This window comes from Streptomyces sp. NPDC059201, from assembly GCF_042754585.1.
Classification (GTDB): domain Bacteria; phylum Actinomycetota; class Actinomycetes; order Streptomycetales; family Streptomycetaceae; genus Streptomyces.
The window spans coordinates 512,652-529,754 of sequence record NZ_JBHZBB010000004.1 but is presented as its reverse complement, the minus strand read 5'-3'; the positions used below and the strand labels follow the sequence as shown (position 1 = coordinate 529,754).

14 protein-coding genes are annotated in these 17,103 nt (G+C 73.2%); 10 read left to right on the top strand and 4 right to left on the bottom strand.

Annotated features, from left to right (window positions below):
* Positions 1-48 precede the first annotated feature (48 nt).
* On the bottom strand, positions 49-1,167 hold the full coding sequence (serC, locus tag ACFXMG_RS16840) for a phosphoserine transaminase (RefSeq protein WP_383818124.1): 1,119 nt from the start codon (positions 1,165-1,167) through the stop codon (positions 49-51).
* A 51-nt stretch (positions 1,168-1,218) separates the two neighbouring features.
* On the opposite strand from serC, the gene ACFXMG_RS16835 reads away from it, so the two are divergent.
* The 3 genes from ACFXMG_RS16835 (at position 1,219) to ACFXMG_RS16825 (ending at position 5,211) form a co-directional block, all read left to right on the top strand.
* Positions 1,219-4,005: an FAD-binding and (Fe-S)-binding domain-containing protein gene (locus ACFXMG_RS16835; RefSeq protein WP_383818126.1), complete on the top strand. Its 2,787-nt coding sequence runs from the start codon at positions 1,219-1,221 to the stop codon at positions 4,003-4,005.
* Between the two features lie 140 nt (positions 4,006-4,145).
* Positions 4,146-4,976: a helix-turn-helix domain-containing protein gene (locus ACFXMG_RS16830; RefSeq protein ID WP_383818128.1), complete on the top strand. Its 831-nt coding sequence runs from the start codon at positions 4,146-4,148 to the stop codon at positions 4,974-4,976.
* Positions 4,954-5,211, top strand: coding sequence for a DUF397 domain-containing protein (locus ACFXMG_RS16825; RefSeq protein WP_383818129.1), 258 nt, complete (start codon positions 4,954-4,956; stop codon positions 5,209-5,211). Before ACFXMG_RS16830 ends, ACFXMG_RS16825 begins: the two co-directional genes overlap by 23 nt.
* A gap of 4 nt (positions 5,212-5,215) precedes the next feature.
* On the opposite strand, the gene ACFXMG_RS16820 is transcribed toward ACFXMG_RS16825, so the two are convergent.
* Positions 5,216-6,118 carry a LysR family transcriptional regulator gene (locus tag ACFXMG_RS16820; protein ID WP_383818130.1) on the bottom strand — a complete coding sequence of 301 codons (903 nt, stop codon included), beginning with the start codon at positions 6,116-6,118 and terminating at the stop codon, positions 5,216-5,218.
* Between the two features lie 142 nt (positions 6,119-6,260).
* Between ACFXMG_RS16820 and ACFXMG_RS16815 the strand changes: the two genes are divergently transcribed.
* Both ACFXMG_RS16815 and ACFXMG_RS16810 read left to right on the top strand, forming a co-directional pair.
* Positions 6,261-7,223, top strand: coding sequence for a DMT family transporter (locus tag ACFXMG_RS16815; protein ID WP_383818131.1), 963 nt, complete (start codon positions 6,261-6,263; stop codon positions 7,221-7,223).
* Between the two features lie 87 nt (positions 7,224-7,310).
* Entirely contained in the window at positions 7,311-7,487 is a 177-nt protein-coding gene (locus ACFXMG_RS16810; protein ID WP_383818132.1) for a DUF1272 domain-containing protein, read from the top strand.
* A 12-nt stretch (positions 7,488-7,499) separates the two neighbouring features.
* Here ACFXMG_RS16810 and ACFXMG_RS16805 read toward each other — a convergent pair whose 3' ends face one another.
* Positions 7,500-8,072: a dihydrofolate reductase family protein gene (locus ACFXMG_RS16805; RefSeq protein WP_383818133.1), complete on the bottom strand. Its 573-nt coding sequence runs from the start codon at positions 8,070-8,072 to the stop codon at positions 7,500-7,502.
* A 117-nt stretch (positions 8,073-8,189) separates the two neighbouring features.
* The gene (locus ACFXMG_RS16800) at positions 8,190-9,593 is read right to left on the bottom strand and encodes a VanZ family protein (protein WP_383818134.1); all 1,404 of its coding nucleotides are present in this window, start codon (positions 9,591-9,593) and stop codon (positions 8,190-8,192) included.
* A gap of 273 nt (positions 9,594-9,866) precedes the next feature.
* Between ACFXMG_RS16800 and ACFXMG_RS16795 the strand changes: the two genes are divergently transcribed.
* From ACFXMG_RS16795 to ACFXMG_RS16775, 5 genes are read left to right on the top strand one after another with little or no spacing between them, the layout of a single operon-like run.
* Positions 9,867-10,661: a TIGR03084 family metal-binding protein gene (locus tag ACFXMG_RS16795; protein ID WP_383818135.1), complete on the top strand. Its 795-nt coding sequence runs from the start codon at positions 9,867-9,869 to the stop codon at positions 10,659-10,661.
* Positions 10,658-12,343 carry an acyclic terpene utilization AtuA family protein gene (locus ACFXMG_RS16790; RefSeq protein WP_383818137.1) on the top strand — a complete coding sequence of 562 codons (1,686 nt, stop codon included), beginning with the start codon at positions 10,658-10,660 and terminating at the stop codon, positions 12,341-12,343. The genes ACFXMG_RS16795 and ACFXMG_RS16790 overlap by 4 nt, the downstream gene beginning before the upstream one ends.
* 31 nt (positions 12,344-12,374) lie before the next feature.
* Entirely contained in the window at positions 12,375-13,979 is a 1,605-nt protein-coding gene (locus ACFXMG_RS16785; RefSeq protein WP_383818139.1) for an acyl-CoA carboxylase subunit beta, read from the top strand.
* Positions 13,980-13,986: 7 nt separating this feature from the next.
* Positions 13,987-15,885, top strand: a complete 1,899-nt coding sequence (locus ACFXMG_RS16780) for an acetyl/propionyl/methylcrotonyl-CoA carboxylase subunit alpha (protein WP_383818141.1) — start codon at positions 13,987-13,989, stop codon at positions 15,883-15,885.
* The gene (locus tag ACFXMG_RS16775; protein WP_383818143.1) at positions 15,882-17,015 is read left to right on the top strand and encodes an acyl-CoA dehydrogenase family protein; all 1,134 of its coding nucleotides are present in this window, start codon (positions 15,882-15,884) and stop codon (positions 17,013-17,015) included. The genes ACFXMG_RS16780 and ACFXMG_RS16775 overlap by 4 nt, the downstream gene beginning before the upstream one ends.
* Positions 17,016-17,103 lie beyond the last annotated feature (88 nt).

Sequence of the window (17,103 nt, the reverse complement as noted above, 5' to 3'; positions counted from 1 at the left end):
GGCCCGCACCGGTCACGACCGGTGCGGGCCCTTCCGTACGAGCAGGGATCAGAGCTGCCCGATGACGTAGTCGATGCAGGCCGTCAGGGCCCGCACGTCCGCCGGGTCGACCGCCGGGAACATCGCGATGCGCAGCTGGTTGCGGCCCAGCTTGCGGTACGGCTCCGTGTCCACGATCCCGTTCGCGCGCAGCACCTTCGCGACCGCCGCCGCGTCGATCTCGTCCGCGAAGTCGATCGTGCCGATGACCTGCGAGCGCTTCGCCGCGTCCGTCACGAACGGCGTCGCGTACTTCGACTCCTGGGCCCACGTGTACAGGGCGTCCGAGGACTCCTTCGTACGGGCCACCGCCCAGTCCAGACCGCCCTGGCCGTTGATCCACTTCAGCTGCTCGTTCAGCAGGAAGAGGGTCGACAGCGCCGGGGTGTTGTACGTCTGGTTCTTGAGCGAGTTGTCGATCGCCGTCGGCAGCGAGAAGAACTCCGGGATGTGCCGGCCGGACGCGTGGATCCGGGCGGCGCGCTCAAGCGCGGCCGGCGAGAACGCCGCCAGCCACAGGCCGCCCTCGGCCGCGAAGGACTTCTGCGGCGCGAAGTAGTAGACGTCCGTCTCGGTGATGTCGACGGGCAGACCGCCCGCGCCCGACGTCGCGTCGACCAGCACGAGCGCGCCCTCGTCGGCACCCGCGACCCGCTTCAGCGGGGCGGCGACACCGGTCGAGGTCTCGTTGTGGGTGTACGCGTAGACGTCGACGCCCGCCTCGGCCACCGGCTCCGGGTGCGTGCCCGGGTCGGAGGAGATCACGGTCGGCTCGGCCAGCCACGGGGCCAGCTTCGCGGCCTTCGCGAACTTGGAGGAGAACTCGCCGAAGGTGAGGTGCTGCGACTTGTTCTCGATCAGACCGTGGGTCGCGACGTCCCAGAAGGCGGTCGAGCCGCCGTTGCCCAGGATCACCTCGTAGCCCTCGGGCAGCGAGAAGAGGTCACGGATGCCGGTACGCACCTCGCCGACCAGGTTCTTGACCGGAGCCTGGCGGTGGGACGTGCCCAGGAGGGAGGTGCCGGTGGCGGCCAGGGCGTCCAGCGCCTCCGTCCGCACCTTGGAGGGGCCCGCGCCGAAACGACCGTCTGCGGGCTTGATGTCAGCGGGAATCTGGATATCGGCCACGAGCCGGAGAGTATCGGGTCGGCAAGCCCGGGAGGGCCGGATGTCCGCCGGATGAGACGAGGAACGAGACATCCTTGCGTTGTGGGAACAGACGAGGGAACACCCGGAACACTCGCCGCCGACCTGAGGTCCGCGCTCGCCGGCGAGGTCGACTTCACCGCCACCGCACGGGCGCTCGCCACCATGGACGCCTCCAACTACCGCCGCGTGCCCGCCGGTACGGTCGCGCCCCGCGACGCCGCCGACGTCGCCGCGGCCCTGGAGGTCTGCCGGGCGCATGGCGTCCCCGTCGTCGCGCGCGGCGCCGGCACGTCCATCGGAGGCCAGGCCACCGGCACCGGCGTCGTGCTCGACCTCACACGCCACATGGACGGCATCGTGTCGCTGGACCCGGTGGCCGGCACCGCCGTCGTCCGGCCGGGCCTGGTCCTGGACCGCCTGCGGGAGGCGGCCCGCCCCCACGGCCTCACCTTCGGCCCCGACCCCTCCACCCACAGCCGCTGCACCCTCGGCGGCATGATCGGCAACAACGCGTGCGGGGCCCACTCGGTCGCCTGGGGCACGACCGCGGACAACGTCCGCTCACTCGAAGTGGTGACCTACCGGGGCGAGCGGTTGACGCTGGGGCGGGGTGGAGAAGGCGGGGCGGGTGCGCCATCGGGGCTGGCGGAGCTCGTCGACCGGAACCTCGGCCTGCTGCGGACCGGTTACCCCGCCGGGCTGCCGCGCCGCATCTCCGGCTACGCCCTCGACGCGCTGCTCCCCGAGCGGGGCCGGGACGTCGTCCGCTCCTTCGTCGGCAGCGAGGGCACCCTCGGCGTGGTGACGGAGGCGACCGTACGGCTGGTGCCGCTCCCCGCCGACCCCGTCCTCGTCGTCCTCGGGTACGCCGACGAGACCGCGGCGGCCGACGCGGCGGCGGGACTCCTCGCGTACGCCCCGCTGACGGTGGAGGGGATGGCGGCGGACCTGGTGGGCGGTGCGACGGGCCTTCCCCGGGGCGGCGCGTGGCTGTTCTGCGAGATGGACGGGGAGGGCCCGGCCCGCGCGCTCGTCCGCGCGGCGGACGCGGTCGACGCGGCGGTGGTACGCGACCCGGCCGGGCAGCGGGCCCTGTGGCGGATCCGCGAGGACGCGGCCGGGACGGCGACCCGCATGCCCGGAGGCGGGGACGCCTGGCCCGGCTGGGAGGACTGCGCGGTGCCGCCCGCCCGGCTGGGCGCGTACCTGAGGGAGTTCCGGGCGCTGCTGGCCGACTTCGGCCTCCGGGGGATCCCGTACGGGCACTTCGGCGACGGCTGCGTGCACGTCCGCATCGACTTCGACCTGTGGACGGGGAAGGGGGTACGCGACTTCCGCCGCTTCTCGGAGGCCGTGGCCGACCTCGTGGTCGCCCACGGCGGCTCCCTCTCCGGCGAGCACGGCGACGGCAAGGCGCGGGCGGAACTCCTGCCGAGGATGTACGGGCAGGAGCTCGTCGGCCTCTTCGGCGCGGTGAAGGACCTGTGGGACCCCGACGGCGGCCTCAACCCCGGGATCCTGGTCCGCCCCGAGCCGCTCGACACGGGCCTGCGCTTCGAGGGTCTGCCCCTGGTGGGCGTCGGGCGGGAGGCGGCGCGGTGCGTGGGCGTGGCGAAGTGCCGGGTGCCGGGGAAGGGGGCGGGGCAGGTGCCGTCCGAGTCGGTGATGTGCCCGTCGTTCCGCGCGACCGGCGAGGAGCGGCACTCCACGCGGGGGCGGGCCCGTCTCCTCCACGAGATGGCGCTGGGCGAGGTGATCACGGACGGCTGGCGATCGGAGGAGGTGCGCGAGGCGCTGGACCTCTGCCTGTCCTGCAAGGGCTGCCGCAGCGACTGTCCGGTGGGCGTCGACATGGCCGCGTACAAGGCGGAGTTCCTGTCCCGGCACTACGCCGGGCCGCGCGGCCTGCTGCGCCGTCCGCGCTCGCACTGGACGATGGGCGGGCTGCCGCGCTGGCTGGACCTGTTCGGGCGCGGGACGAACGCGCTGACGCGGCTCCCCTTCGCGGCGCGCCTGGCGGGCGTGACGCCGACCCGCCCCCTGCCCCGGGTGGCCGCCCGCACCTTCACCTCCTGGTTCGCCGAGCGCGCCCCGTCCGGCCGTCCTTCGGCCCTCACGCTGTGGCCCGACACGTTCACCGACCACCTGGCGCCGCAGGTGGGCACGGCGGCGGTACGGGTCCTGGAGGCGGCGGGCCTCGGCGTGGGCGTGCCGGAGGGGAGGGTGTGCTGCGGGCTGACGTATGTGTCGACGGGCCGCCTGGCGGCGGCGAGGAGGGTGATGGGGAGGACGCTGGACGAAATGGAGGGGGTGGAGGGTCCGGTGGTCGTCCTGGAGCCCTCCTGCGCGGCGACCCTCCGCACCGACCTCCCCGAACTCCTCCCCGACGACCCGAGAGCGGCCCGCCTGGCGGCGTCCGTCCTCACCTTCGCGGAAGCCCTGGAGACCCTGGCCCCCGACTGGACCCCGCCCCGCCTGGACCGCGCGGTCACGGGCCAGACCCACTGCCACCAGCACGCGGTCCTCGGCGACGCCCCGGACCGCAGACTCCGCGCCAAAGCCGGCCTCACCGGCACCCTGGCAGGCGCCTGCTGCGGCCTGGCAGGCAACTTCGGCTTTGAACCAGGCCACGAGGAGGTCTCCAGGGCCTGCGCGGAGGACCAACTCCTCCCGGCCCTGGGCCAGGCCGACCCGACAGCCGAAGTCCTGGCCGACGGCTTCTCCTGCCGGACGCAGATCAGCCACGTGGCCCCGGGCAGGAGGGGGCGGCACTTGGCGGAGGTCCTGGCGGAGGGGCTGGAGGGGGTGGCGGGTTAGGGGCGAGGTCGCGTTTCCGTGCTTTCATGCGTCTCATGGGCCAACTTCCCTCGAAAGGGCGGCGGTTGTTCAGTTTTCGCCCCTTCGTGCCGGGGCTGAGGCTAGCCTCGTCGGCGAGCCGACACTTGGGGGTGCCTCTCGTGGTCAACATCCGCAGCCTGGACCCGTCCGCCTCGCCGCTGGACTACTACGGATCCGAACTTCGCCGCCTCAGAGAGAACTCCGGCCTCAGCCAGGCGGATCTGGGCGACATCGTGTTCTGTACGGGTTCCCTCGTCGGCCAGATCGAGAACGCGCGGAAGGTCCCGACCCGGGAGTTCTCGGAACGGATCGACGCGGCGCTGATGACGGACGGCTTCTTCTCGCGCCTCGTGGGCCTGGTCCTGCGGAGCCAGCTTCCCTCCTGGTTCCAGGCGTACGCGGAGATGGAGGCGAACGCGGAGTACATCTCGACGTACCAGTGCCAGCTCGTCTACGGCCTGCTCCAGACGGAGGCGTACGCCCGCGCCGTGTTGAGCATCGACTACACGGACCGTCTGGAGGAGACGCTCGCCGGGCGCATGGACCGGCAGCGGATTCTCCAGCGCACGAATCCGCCCGTGCTCTGGGTCGTGCTGGACGAGGCCACCCTGCACCGGAAGATCGGCGGCTCGGAGGTCATGCGGGCGCAGCTGGAACACCTGCTGACCTTCACGGCTGAGCCGTGGGTGCAGCTTCAGGTGCTGCCGTTCGGGGTGGGTGAGCACTCGGGGGTGATGGGGTCGTTCACCCTCCTGCGGTTCGAGAAGGACCCGGACATCTTCTACACCGAGAGTTACGACTCCGGGCATATGACCGCCAATCCGCAAGTGATCAAAGAGCGTTGTGTCGGTTACTCTCGCCTCCAGGCCACGGCCCTCTCTGTGGAGGACTCGGCTGAGCTGATCGCTCGCGTCATGGAGGAACGGTATGGGCACGGTGCAGTGGCGTAAGTCGTCGTACAGCGGTTCCAGCGGCGGCGAGTGCATCGAGTGCGCCCCCCTCGGCCCCGCCGCCTGGCGTAAGTCTTCCTACAGCGGCAACACCGGCGGAGACTGCGTCGAGGTCGCCGACCTCGCCCCCCACATCGCCGTCCGCGACTCCAAGGACACCTCCCGCCCGCACCTCACTGCCACCCCCGCCGCCTTCGCGGTCTTCGTCGAGGCCGCCGCGCAGGGGCGCATCTGATCCGTTAGTCCCCGCCCCTCACGATCTCCCGCGCCATCGCCACCAGCGCCTCCGTCGCCGGGTGCGGGAACGCGTCCCGCCACGCCAGGAGGACCGGCAGCGGCGGGGCGTCCGCCAGTGCGCGGTACGTGACGCCCGGGTGGGGGTGGAGGGACGTCGTGGAGGCGGAGGAGACGCCTACGCCTCGGGCTGCCGCGATGGCGGTGAGCCAGTCGTCGGTGTTGGCGACGGTGAGGGTGCGGGTGGGGCGCGCCGGCAGGGGCCACAGGGTGAGGGTGGTCGTGCCGGAGACCGTGTTGAGGACGACCGTCTCGTCCGCCAGGTCCAGGAGCGTGAGGTCGCCCGGGCGGTCCGCGAGGGGGCTGTCGGCGGGGAGGGCCGCGACCCTGGGTTCCGTCGTGAGTTCCGCCGTGACCAGGCCGGGGGCCTCCACCGCGCCCCGCAGCAGCGCCGCGTCGACCTGACCTCGGGCGAGACCGGCCGTGCGGTCGTCGATGCGGAGGAGTTCCAGCGGGGTCTCCGGGTGCTCGCGCTGCCAGCGGCGTAGCAGGGGCGTCGTGTACGGGCCGAAGGCCGACCACGCGTGGCCGAGGCGCAGGGGGCGGTGGCGCAGCCGCGCGGGGTCGACGGCCGCGTCGAAGGCGGCGAGTGCCGCCGTGGCGCGTTCGAGGAAGGCGCGGCCCTCGGGGGTGAGGGCGAGGTGGTGGGTGGAGCGGTCGACGAGCCGGGCGCCGAGGTGCCGTTCGAGGGCGGCGAGGGTGCGGGAGACGGCGGGCTGGGTGAGGTGGAGGCGGGCGGCGGCCCGGGTGAGGTTCTCCTCCTCGGCGATGGCGAGGAAGCAGCGCAGGTGGCGCAGCTCGATGCTCACGGTCATGTCTCTGGAGCATAACCGCAGGCCGATCGGCATTTCCGTTGCCGCGCCGGGGGTTCGTACGGTGGAAGCGGAATCCGGTCGTCAGGGTGCAGGGGGGTGCACTACTCTGGACTGAGAGTTTAGTGGAGTGGACTTACGGTCCGGCCTGATGGAAGGCCGGGGAGGAGTGGTGGTCGTGGACAGCCAGGTGACGGGGTCGACGGGAGTGGCCTCGGCCCCCGTGGTGGCGGGCACGGGCCTGGCGGTGGACACGGGACCGGTCGCCGCCCCGGCCACCGGCACCCCCGCCCCCCGTCGCTTCGGGCCCGTCGCGCTCGTCGTCGCGGGTGGGCTGTCCGTGCAGTTCGGGTCGGCCGTGGCCGTTCTGCTGATGCCCCGCGCCGGGGCGCTCGGTGTCGTCACGCTGCGGCTGGTGCTCGCCGCGCTCGTCCTGCTGCTGATCTGCCGGCCGAAGGTGCGCGGCTACAGCCGGGCCGACTGGGGGACGGTCGTCGCCTTCGGTACCGCCATGGCGGGCATGAACATCCTCTTCTACCAGTCCATCGACCGGATCCCGCTGGGTGCGGCCGTCACGCTTGAGGTGCTCGGCCCGCTGGCCCTCTCCGTGATCGCCTCCCGCCGGCTCGTCAACCTGCTCTGGGCCGGACTCGCCTTCGGTGGTGTCGTGCTGCTCGGTGGAGGCGGCTTCGACGGGCTCGATCCGCTCGGTGCGGGCTTCGCGCTCGCGGCGGGCGCGATGTGGGCGGCGTACATCGTGTTCAGCGCCCGGACGGGCCGCCGCTTCCCGCAGGCGGACGGGCTGGCGCTCGCGATGGCGTTCGGCGCGGTGCTCAGCCTGCCGTTCGGCATCGTCGAGGCGGGCGACCGCCTGCTCGTCCCGACGACGATCGCGCTGGGCCTCGGCGTCGCGCTGCTCTCGTCGGTGCTGCCGTACACCCTCGAACTCCTCGCCCTGCGCCGTCTGCCCGCCCCCACCTTCGCGGTCCTGATGAGCCTGGAACCGGCCATCGCGGCGACCGCGGGCTTCCTCGTCCTGCACCAGGCGCTCTCCGTCACGGACGGGCTCGCGATCGCGCTCGTCATCGCGGCGAGCATGGGCGCGGTGCGGACGCAGACGGCGGCCCTGAAGAAGAGGTGAGGGGCGGGGGGCTTCCTGGCCCGATCCTGACGGTCTCTGGCCGCCGCCCTGTTTTCGGGCGGCGGCCAGTCCGCTGATCATGGACCCATGGCTCTTGAGATGCGCGACCGCTGCGAACGCTGCGAGACGGCGGCCCTGCCGGCCGACGGCCCGGCGAGGATCTGCTCGTACGAATGCACCTTCTGCGTGCCCTGCGCGGAGGAGATGTCCGGCACCTGCCCCAACTGCGGCGGCGAACTCGTCCCCCGCCCGCGCCGGGGCTGACGGACCCGTCCGTCAGCGGACGACGTCCAGGATCTGCTTCTGGATGCCGTTGGCGTACGTCTCGTGCTCGACGACCTTCAGGTGCTGGGCGTCCTTGTCGGTGGTGCTGAAGAGGCGCTTGCCGGCGCCGAGGAGGACGGGGAAGACCAGCAGGTGGTAGCGGTCGATCAGGCCGGCGTCGGAGAGGGCGCGGTTCAGGGCCGCGCTGCCGTGCACGATGATCGGCCCGCCCTCGGTCTCCTTGAGCGCGGCGACCTCGTCGAGGGTGCGGAGGATCGTGGTCGGCCCCCAGTCGGAGACGAGGTCGTCGTCGGTGAGGGTGGTGGAGACGACGTACTTCGGCATCTCCTTGTAGTCGGCGAAGTCCGCCATCCCAGGCCACACAGGACTGAACGCCTCGTAACTCGCGCGCCCCAGCAGCATCGCCCCCGCCTCCTGCTGCTCCCGCCCCTTGAGCTCGTACGCCTCCGGCAGAAACTCGATCCCCTTGAACGTCCACCCGGCGTTCCGGTACCCCTCCTCGCCCCCAGGAGCCTCGACGACACCGTCGAGAGAGACGAAGGCGGAGCTGATGAGAGTACGCATGTCGAGTCCTCGGCTTCTCTGCTGTCACGGGGCGCGGTGTACGCGGTGTTGCTTTTCATGATCTAGGACCGTGGGGCGGAACGAAACTCATCGGTCCCCGCCCGGATTTCTCCGGCGTCAGCGCGGAGCCGTGGCGAAGGGGTTGCTGTAGATCGCGCCCGTCACCGCGTCCACCCACCACCGGTCACCCGTGCCGGCGACGTGCGGGTCGGTGTCCGGGGGCTGCTCGTCGGACACCATGTGGACCAGCCACTCCGGGCGCCAGGTGCCGTCCCGCTCGACCGCCTGGAGGCTGTACGCCTCGAAGCGCAGGCCCGGCGGGAGGCTCCGGGGGGACCCCTCGTCCATCCAGCGGCGTACGGCCCCGGCCGCCTCGTCCGGGTCCAGTACCGGGTCGGGCAGTTCGAGGCGGGTGGGGGCCAGGACCACGTCGACGCGGGCGACCCGGCCGGTCCGGTCGACGAGGACCTGGAGGGTGCGCGGCATGACGATCCCGCCGTCCACCCACCGCCATTCCGTCGCCCACCCGCGCGCCGCACCCTTCCCGACCGGGTACGTCGTGTGGTCGGCGGCGCTCTCCGCCCAGGGGTAGTGCGCGGCCATGTACCGGCGGGCGGTGTCGTATGCCTGCTTCTCGTCGACGGGAGCCCGGCCTGAACCCGTGCCCGCGCCTGCGCCCGGTACGGGGAAGCCGAGGCCGGCGCTCTCCAGTTCCAGGGTCAGGCGCTTGCCGTCCGGCCAGGAGAGCGTGCCCATGCCGGTCGGGGCCTCGGGGGCCGCGCCGGTGGGCGCGACGGCGAAGGTGATGTGGGCGCAGAGCACGTCCAGGCACGGCTGGTGGTAGGCGTTCCGGACGGCGTACCCGTCGCCGAACGCCTCCCGCACCGCCGCTTCCGCGGCCCTCCGCTGGTCCGCGTCGGCGGGCGACAGGCCCGTGCCGTCCAGGTGGGTGAAGAGGATCGCGGTCCGGGCGAGGACCATCCCGGACACCAGGAGGACGGCGGCGGCGACGCCCGCGCCCTTGGCCCCGGCCCGCCACCCGAAGGACGGGGCGCGCCCGAACACCAGGGCCGCCAGGGCGAGTCCGGCGAGTCCGCCGAGGACGTTCATCTGGGCGTCCGAGCTGTCGCAGATCCGGCCGAGGCCGTCCACGGAGCCCTGGACGAATTCGAGGGCGGGCGGAAAGGCGACGACGCCGACGAGGACCGGCAGCGGGCGGCGGACCGCCGCCAGGGCGAAGAAGCCGAGCGGGACGGTCATCGCCAGGTTCCACAGGCCCTGGGTGGTGTGGAACGGTTCGAGCACGTCGTGGTTGACCACGCAGGTGCCGGTGGCGGCGCGGCTTCCCATGAACGTGACGCCGAGGATTCCCGTGAGGGTGGCGGCGAGCCCGGCCCACCACGGGCCCCGGGGGTTCCCCAGGCGGCGGGCCGTCCACCAGGCAGCTCCTCCGAGGAGGAGGGCGACCGCCACGCAGGCGGCCAGATAGGCGAGACGGTCCTGGAATATCGCGGTCAGCACGGGTGCGGTCCTTGCGGGGCGGGAGAAGTGGCGAGGGCAGGGGCAGGGGCCCGTAGGTGTGTCACGCCGAAGATCGGCGGGCGGAGGCGGCTGTGGGCCGGACTGGCCGGATCCGGGTGCCTTTCGGGCCGGATCCGGCTGGGACCCGTACCGGATCCCGGCCCCGCCACGGGCCGGCCCTCACCCCCCAATCCAAGCAAGCATGCTTGATTGTTTCCCTCATCGCTGCCATGCTCCGACTCCTCAGGCCCGTCCTCCCGAGGGGAGCGCACCGTGTCCGGACTCGCGGACGTCCTTGCTGATCTGGTTGCCGAGAGTGGGGAACTCGACGCGATCGTCGGGGAGTTGAGTGAGGAGCAGTGGCGGCGGGGGACTCCTGCGGCTGGGTGGAGTGTGGCGCATCAGGTGGCGCATCTCGCGTGGACCGATCGGGCTGCGGTGCTCGCCGTTACCGACGCGGAGGGGTTCGCGGGGGAGGTGGAGAAGGCGCTGGCCGCGCCTGAGCGGTTCGTCGACGACGGGGCGGAGGAGGGGGCGGCGCTGCCGTCCGGGGTGCTGCTGGCGCGCTGGCGGGAGGGGCGGGAGCTGCTGCGCGAGGCGCTGGTCGCGGTGCCGGCGGGCGGGCGGTTCCCCTGGTACGGGCCGCCGATGAGCGCCCCGGCGATGGCTACGGCGCGCCTGATGGAGACGTGGGCGCACGGGCAGGACGTGGCCGACGCCCTCGGGGTCGTACGGGAGCCGACGGCGCGGCTTCGGCACGTGGCCTGGATCGGGCACCGCGCCCGGGACTACGCGTACGTCGTGCGCGGGGAGCAGCCGCCGGCCGAGCCGTTCCGGGTGGAACTCGTAGCTCCTGGTGGGGAGTTGTGGGCGTACGGGCCCGAGGGGGCCGCTCAGGGGGTCACCGGGGACGCGCTCGACTTCTGTCTGCTCGTCACCCAGCGGGTGCACCGTGACGACACCGGGCTCCGCGCCGAGGGCGCCGACGCCGAGCGCTGGCTGGGCATCGCCCAGGCGTTCGCCGGGCCCGCGGGGGCCGGGCGCTCCGTGCGGGGGGAGGCGCGGTGACGGCGCCCCTGCGGATCGGGAACGCCTCCGGCTTCTACGGCGACCGGTTCTCCGCCGTCCGCGAGATGCTGACGGACGGTCATGTCGACGTGCTCACCGGGGACTACCTCGCCGAGCTGACCATGCTCATCCTCGGGCGGGATCTGCTGAAGGACCCCTCCGCCGGATACGCGAAGACCTTTCTGCGGCAGATGGAGGAGGGGCTGGGGCTCGCCCACGAGCGGGGCACGCGGATCGTGGCCAACGCCGGGGGACTCAACCCGGCGGGGCTCGCCGACGCGCTGCGGGAGCTCGCCGCGAAGCTCGGGCTGCCGGTCCGGGTCGCGCACGTGGAGGGGGACCGGCTGCCGTCCGGGCCGGGTGTCCTGACGGCCAACGCCTATCTCGGCGGCGGCGGGATCGCCGCCTGTCTCGCGGCCGGCGCCGATGTCGTCGTCACCGGGCGGGTCACGGACGCGGCGCTCGTCACCGGGCCCGCGCAGTGGCACTTCGGCTGGGGCCCCGAGGAGTACGACCGGCTCGCCGGGGCCGTCGTCGCCGGGCACGTCCTGGAGTGCGGCACCCAGGCCACCGGCGGCAACTACGCCTTCTTCCGCGCGCACGACCCGAACCTCCTGCTGCGGCCCGGTTTCCCGCTCGCCGAGCTGTACGAGGACGGGTCGGCCGTCGTCACCAAGCACCCCGGCACCGGCGGAATCGTCGACGTCGGCACCGTCACCGCCCAGTTGCTGTACGAGACCTCCGGCGCCCGGTACGCGGGGCCCGACGTGACCGCCCGGCTGGACTCCGTACGGCTCACGCAGGACGGGCCGGACCGGGTGCGGATCGACGGGGTGCGGGGCGAGGCGCCGCCGCCCACCCTGAAGGCGGGCCGCTGCCGGCTCGGCGGGCACCGCAACGAGGTCGTCTTCGTCCTCACCGGCCTCGACGTCGACGCCAAGGCCGCGCTGGTCCGGGAGCAGGTCCACGCCGCCCTGGCGGAGAACGCGCCCGCCGACGTCCGCTGGGAGCTCGCCCGCACCGACCGGGAGGACGCCGGCACCGAGGAGACCGCGAGCGCGCTGCTCCGGCTCGTCGTCCGCGACCAGGACCCCGAGAAGGTGGGCAGGGGGCTGACGGGCGCGGTGATCGAGCTGGCCCTCGCCAGCTACCCCGGCTTCCACGTCACCGCCCCGCCCGGCAGGGGCGCCCCCTACGGGGTCTTCGAGACCGCGTCCGTGCCCGCCGCCGACGTCCCGCACACGGCCGTGCTCCCCGACGGGACCCGCGTCGCCGTGCCCGTACCGACCGCGACCCGCGTCCTGGAACCCGTACCCGAACCGGACCTTCCCGCGCCGCTGCCGCCGGGGCCCGCCGCGCGGACGCCGCTCGGGCGGATCGCGGGGGCCCGCAGCGGCGACAAGGGCGGGGACGCCAACGTCGGGGTGTGGGTGCGGACGGAGGCGGAGTGGCGGTGGCTCGTCCACACGCTGACCGTGGACCTGTTCCGTGAACTCCTGCCGGAGACGGCCGACTTGGACGTCGTCCGGCACGTGCTGCCCCACCTGCGGGCGCTGAACTTCACCGTCGCCGGGATCCTCGGCGAGGGTGTCGCCTCCCAGGCGCGCTTCGACCCCCAGGCCAAGGCCCTCGGCGAATGGCTCCGCTCCCGACACGCGGACATCCCCGAGGAGCTGCTGTGACCGCCCGTCCCGTCCCTCCGGAGGAGCTTCCGTGACCGTCCTCGCCTCCGCCCTCGACACCGGCGGACCCGACTACGAGACCCACCGGGCCGCGATGCTCGACAAGCTCGCCGCCCTCGACACCGAGCACGCCAAGGCGCTCGCCGGCGGCGGCGAGAAGTACACCGCCCGGCACCGGGCGCGCGGGAAGCTGCTGGCCAGGGAGCGGATCGAGCTGCTCGTCGACCAGGACTCGCCGTTCCTGGAGCTGTCCCCGCTCGCCGCCTGGGGGAGCTCGTACCCCGTGGGCGCGTCCCTGGTCACCGGCATCGGCGTCGTCGAGGGCGTCGAGTGCCTGATCACCGCCAATGACCCGACCGTGCGCGGCGGCGCCTCCAACCCGTGGACCCTGAAGAAGGCGCTGCGTGCCAACGAGATCGCGTACGCCAACCGGCTCCCGGTGATCTCCCTGGTCGAGTCCGGCGGCGCCGACCTGCCGTCCCAGAAGGAGATCTTCATCCCGGGCGGCGCGCTCTTCCGCGACCTCACGCGGCTGTCCGCCGCCGGGATCCCGACGGTCGCGGTCGTCTTCGGCAACTCGACGGCCGGCGGGGCGTACGTCCCCGGGATGTCCGACCACACGGTGATGATCGAGGAGCGGTCGAAGGTCTTCCTCGGCGGTCCGCCGCTGGTGAAGATGGCGACCGGCGAGGAGAGCGACGACGAGTCGCTCGGCGGCGCGGCGATGCACGCCCGGGTCTCCGGGCTCGCCGACCACTACGCCGTCGACGAGGCGGACGCGATCCGGCAGGCCCGCCGGATCGTCGCTCGCCTCAACCACCGCAAGGCGCACCGGGATCCGGACCCGGTGGGCGTGGAGCCGCCGAAGTACGACGCCGAGGAGCTGCTCGGGATCGTTCCCGGCGACCTCAAGACGCCGTTCGACCCGCGCGAGGTGATCGCCCGGCTCGTCGACGGCTCCGACTTCGACGAGTTCAAGGCGCTGTACGGATCCTCGCTGGTCACGGGGTGGGCGCGGCTGCACGGCTACCCGGTCGGGATCCTCGCCAACGCGCAGGGCGTGCTCTTCTCCGCCGAGTCGCAGAAGGCCGCGCAGTTCATCCAGCTCGCGAACCAGCGGGACATCCCGCTCCTCTTCCTCCACAACACCACCGGCTACATGGTCGGCAGGGAGTACGAGCAGGGCGGCATCATCAAGCACGGCGCGATGATGATCAACGCGGTGTCGAACTCCCGCGTCCCCCACCTGTCCGTCCTCATGGGCGCGAGCTACGGCGCCGGGCACTACGGCATGTGCGGGCGGGCGTACGACCCCCGGTTCCTCTTCGCCTGGCCGAGCGCCAAGTCCGCCGTCATGGGGCCGCAGCAGCTCGCGGGCGTGCTGTCGATCGTGGCGCGCGCGTCGGCGGCGGCGAAGGGGCAGCCGTACGACGAGGAGGCCGACGCCGGTCTGCGCGCGCTGGTCGAGGCGCAGATCGAGTCCGAGTCGCTGCCGGTCTTCCTCTCCGGCCTGCTCTACGACGACGGGGTCATCGACCCCCGCGACACCCGCACGGTCCTCGGACTGTGCCTGTCCGCGATCCACACGGCACCGGTCGAGGGCGCGCGCGGCGGCTTCGGCGTCTTCCGAATGTGAGGCCCTGATGATTTCGACCGTACTGGTCGCGAACCGTGGTGAGATCGCCTGCCGGGTCTTCCGCACCTGCCGTGAGCTGGGCATCGCGACCGTCGCCGTGTACTCCGACGCCGACGCGGACGCCCTGCACGTGAGGGAGGCGGACGCGGCCGTACGCCTGCCGGGCGCCGCGCCCTCGGAGACGTACCTGCGCGGGGATCTCGTCGTCGCGGCGGCGCTCGCCGCCGGCGCGGACGCGGTCCACCCCGGCTACGGCTTCCTCTCCGAGAACGCGGACTTCGCGCGGGCGGTGACCGGGGCGGGGCTGCGGTGGATCGGCCCGCCTCCGGAGGCCATCGAGGCGATGGCGTCCAAGACCCGCGCCAAGGAACTCCTCGGGGTCGCCCCGCTCACCGACGTCACCGAGGCCGACCTGCCCGTCCTGGTGAAGGCGGCGGCGGGCGGCGGCGGGCGCGGCATGCGGCTCGTCCGCGAACTCGCGGAGTTGGAAAGCGCGTTGAAGGCGGCGTCCGCCGAGGCGGCGAGCGCCTTCGGGGACGGGGAGGTGTTCGTCGAGCCGTACGTGGAGGACGGGCGCCACGTCGAGGTGCAGGTGCTCGCCGACGCCCACGGCACGGTCTGGACGCTCGGCACCCGCGACTGCTCCCTCCAGCGCCGGCACCAGAAGGTGATCGAGGAGTCCCCGGCGCCCTGGCTGCCGGCCGCGCTGACCGCCGAGCTGTACGAGCGGTCGGCGGCGGCGGCGAAGGCCGTGGGCTATGTCGGGGCGGGGACGGTGGAGTTCCTCGTCGCGGACGGGCGGGCGCACTTCCTGGAGATGAACACGCGCCTCCAGGTCGAGCACCCGGTGACGGAGGAGGTGCACGGGGTCGACCTCGTCGCTCTCCAGTTGGCTGTCGCCGAGGGCGCCCCGCTGCCGCCGGAGCCGCCTGCCGGGCGGGGGCACGCGGTGGAGGCGCGGCTCTACGCGGAGGACCCGGGGGCGGGGTGGGCGCCGCAGGCGGGGCGGTTGCATGCGTTTGGGGTGCCGACCGGTGTCCGGGTCGATACGGGGTACGGCTCCGGGGACACCGTGCCCGTGCACTACGACGCCATGCTCGCCAAGGTCATCGCCTACGCGCCTACGCGCGCCGAGGCCGTCCGCAAGCTCGCCGGCGCCCTCGAACGGGCCGTGATCCACGGGCCCGCCACCAACCGGGACCTCCTCGTCGCCTCGTTGCGGCACCCCGACTTCGGGGACGAGCGGGCGCTCGACACCGGCTTCTACGGGCGGAACCTGGACGGGCTCACGGAGCCGCGCGGTGGCGGGGAGTACGCGGCCGTCGCCGCCGCGCTGGCGGACGCGGCGCGTAACTCCGGTCGGTTCGGGGGTGGTTGGCGGAACGTGCGGTCGGGGGAGGAGGTGAAGACGTACGAGGGGCACGAGGTCCGCTACCGGCCCACGCGGGACGGGGGGTACGAGGTCACCGCCCCCGAGGGGGTACGGGTCGTGAGCGCCGCGCCCGGTCGCGTACGGCTCGAAGTCAGCGGGGTCGTACGGGACTTCGAGGTGGCGTCGTACGCCTCGGAGCCTGGCACTGTCCACGCCGGGCCGCACCGGCTCGCCGTCGAGCCCCGCTTCACCGACCCGCGTGAGCGGACCCTCCCCGGGTCCCTCCTCGCGCCCATGCCCGGCACCGTCGTCCGGGTCGCGGACGGTCTCGCCGTCGGCGACCGGGTCGAGGCGGGGCAGCCCCTGCTCTGGCTGGAGGCGATGAAGATGGAGCACCGCGTCACCGCTCCCGCCTCCGGCACGCTCACCGCGCTCCACGCCGCCCCCGGCCGCCAGGTCGAGGTCGGCGCCCTGCTCGCCGTCGTACAGGCAGAAGACGTACAGACCGAAGACCGGGAGGACAAGACAGCATGAGCACCGACATAGAGCCCCAGGAGCACACCGAGCTCCGTGCCGCCGTCTCCGCGCTCGGCCGCCGCCACGGCCCCGGCTTCGACCGGGCGGCGCTGTGGGCGGAGGCCGGCAAGCTCGGCTACCTGGGCGTGAACCTGCCGGAGGAGTACGGCGGCGGGGGCGGCGGCATGGCCGAGCTGTCCATCGTCCTGGAGGAGGCGGGCGCGGCCGGTGCCCCGCTCCTGATGATGGTGGTGTCGCCCGCGATCTGCGGCACGGTCATCTCCCGCTTCGGCACCGACGGGCAGAAGGCGGCGTGGCTGCCCGGTCTCGCCGACGGCTCGCGGACGATGGCGTTCGGCATCACCGAGCCCGACGCCGGGTCCAACTCCCACCGCATCACCACGACCGCCACCCGCACCGAGGAGGGCTGGGTCCTCAACGGCCGGAAGGTCTTCGTCTCGGGCGTCGACATCGCGGACGCGACCCTCATCGTCGGCCGCACCTCCGACGCCCGCACGGGCAACCTGAAGGCGTGTCTCTTCATCGTCCCGCGCGACACCCCCGGCTTCGGGCGGCGCCACATCGAGATGGAACTCGACGCGGACGAGAAGCAGTTCGAGCTGACCCTAGACGACGTGCACCTGCCGGCGGACGCGCTCGTCGGCGACGAGGACGCGGGGCTGCTCCAGCTCTTCGCGGGCCTCAACCCGGAGCGGATCATGACGGCCGCGTTCGCGATCGGCATGGGCCGGTACGCCCTCGGCCGGGCGGTCGGCTACGCGAAGGAGCGGCAGGTCTGGAAGGCGCCCATCGGCGCCCACCAGGCCATCGCGCACCCGCTCGCGCAGGCCCACATCGAGCTCGAACTGGCCCGTCTGATGATGCAGAAGGCGGCGAAGCTGTACGACGCGGGCGACGATGTCGGCGCGGGCGAGGCGGCCAACATGGCGAAGTACGCGGCGGCGGAGGCGTGCGTGAAGGCGGTCGACACCGCCGTCCACACCCTCGGCGGCAACGGCCTCACGAAGGAGTTCGGCCTCGCGCGCCTGGTCACGGCCTCCCGGGTGGCCCGGATCGCCCCGGTCAGCCGGGAGATGATCCTGAACTACGTCTCGGCGCACACGCTGGGGCTGCCCAAGTCGTACTGAGGCGGCACGGGTGGGAAGGACGGGCGGGGTGGTCGGTGGCCTGATCCGTGGATACGGGCCACCGGTTGTGAAGGTCCTGTGTACGATC

What these genes read in the sequence shown, in the direction of transcription:
- ACFXMG_RS16780 (WP_383818141.1), top strand. Translation starts at nt 13,987, where the DNA reads ATGATTTCGACCGTACTGGTCGCGAACCGTGGTGAGATCGCCTGCCGG.
- ACFXMG_RS16805 (WP_383818133.1), bottom strand. Translation starts at nt 8,072, where the DNA reads ATGCGTACTCTCATCAGCTCCGCCTTCGTCTCTCTCGACGGTGTCGTC.
- ACFXMG_RS16835 (WP_383818126.1), top strand. Translation starts at nt 1,219, where the DNA reads ATGAGACGAGGAACGAGACATCCTTGCGTTGTGGGAACAGACGAGGGA.
- ACFXMG_RS16825 (WP_383818129.1), top strand. Translation starts at nt 4,954, where the DNA reads ATGGGCACGGTGCAGTGGCGTAAGTCGTCGTACAGCGGTTCCAGCGGC.
- ACFXMG_RS16775 (WP_383818143.1), top strand. Translation starts at nt 15,882, where the DNA reads ATGAGCACCGACATAGAGCCCCAGGAGCACACCGAGCTCCGTGCCGCC.
- ACFXMG_RS16820 (WP_383818130.1), bottom strand. Translation starts at nt 6,118, where the DNA reads ATGCCGATCGGCCTGCGGTTATGCTCCAGAGACATGACCGTGAGCATC.
- ACFXMG_RS16810 (WP_383818132.1), top strand. Translation starts at nt 7,311, where the DNA reads ATGGCTCTTGAGATGCGCGACCGCTGCGAACGCTGCGAGACGGCGGCC.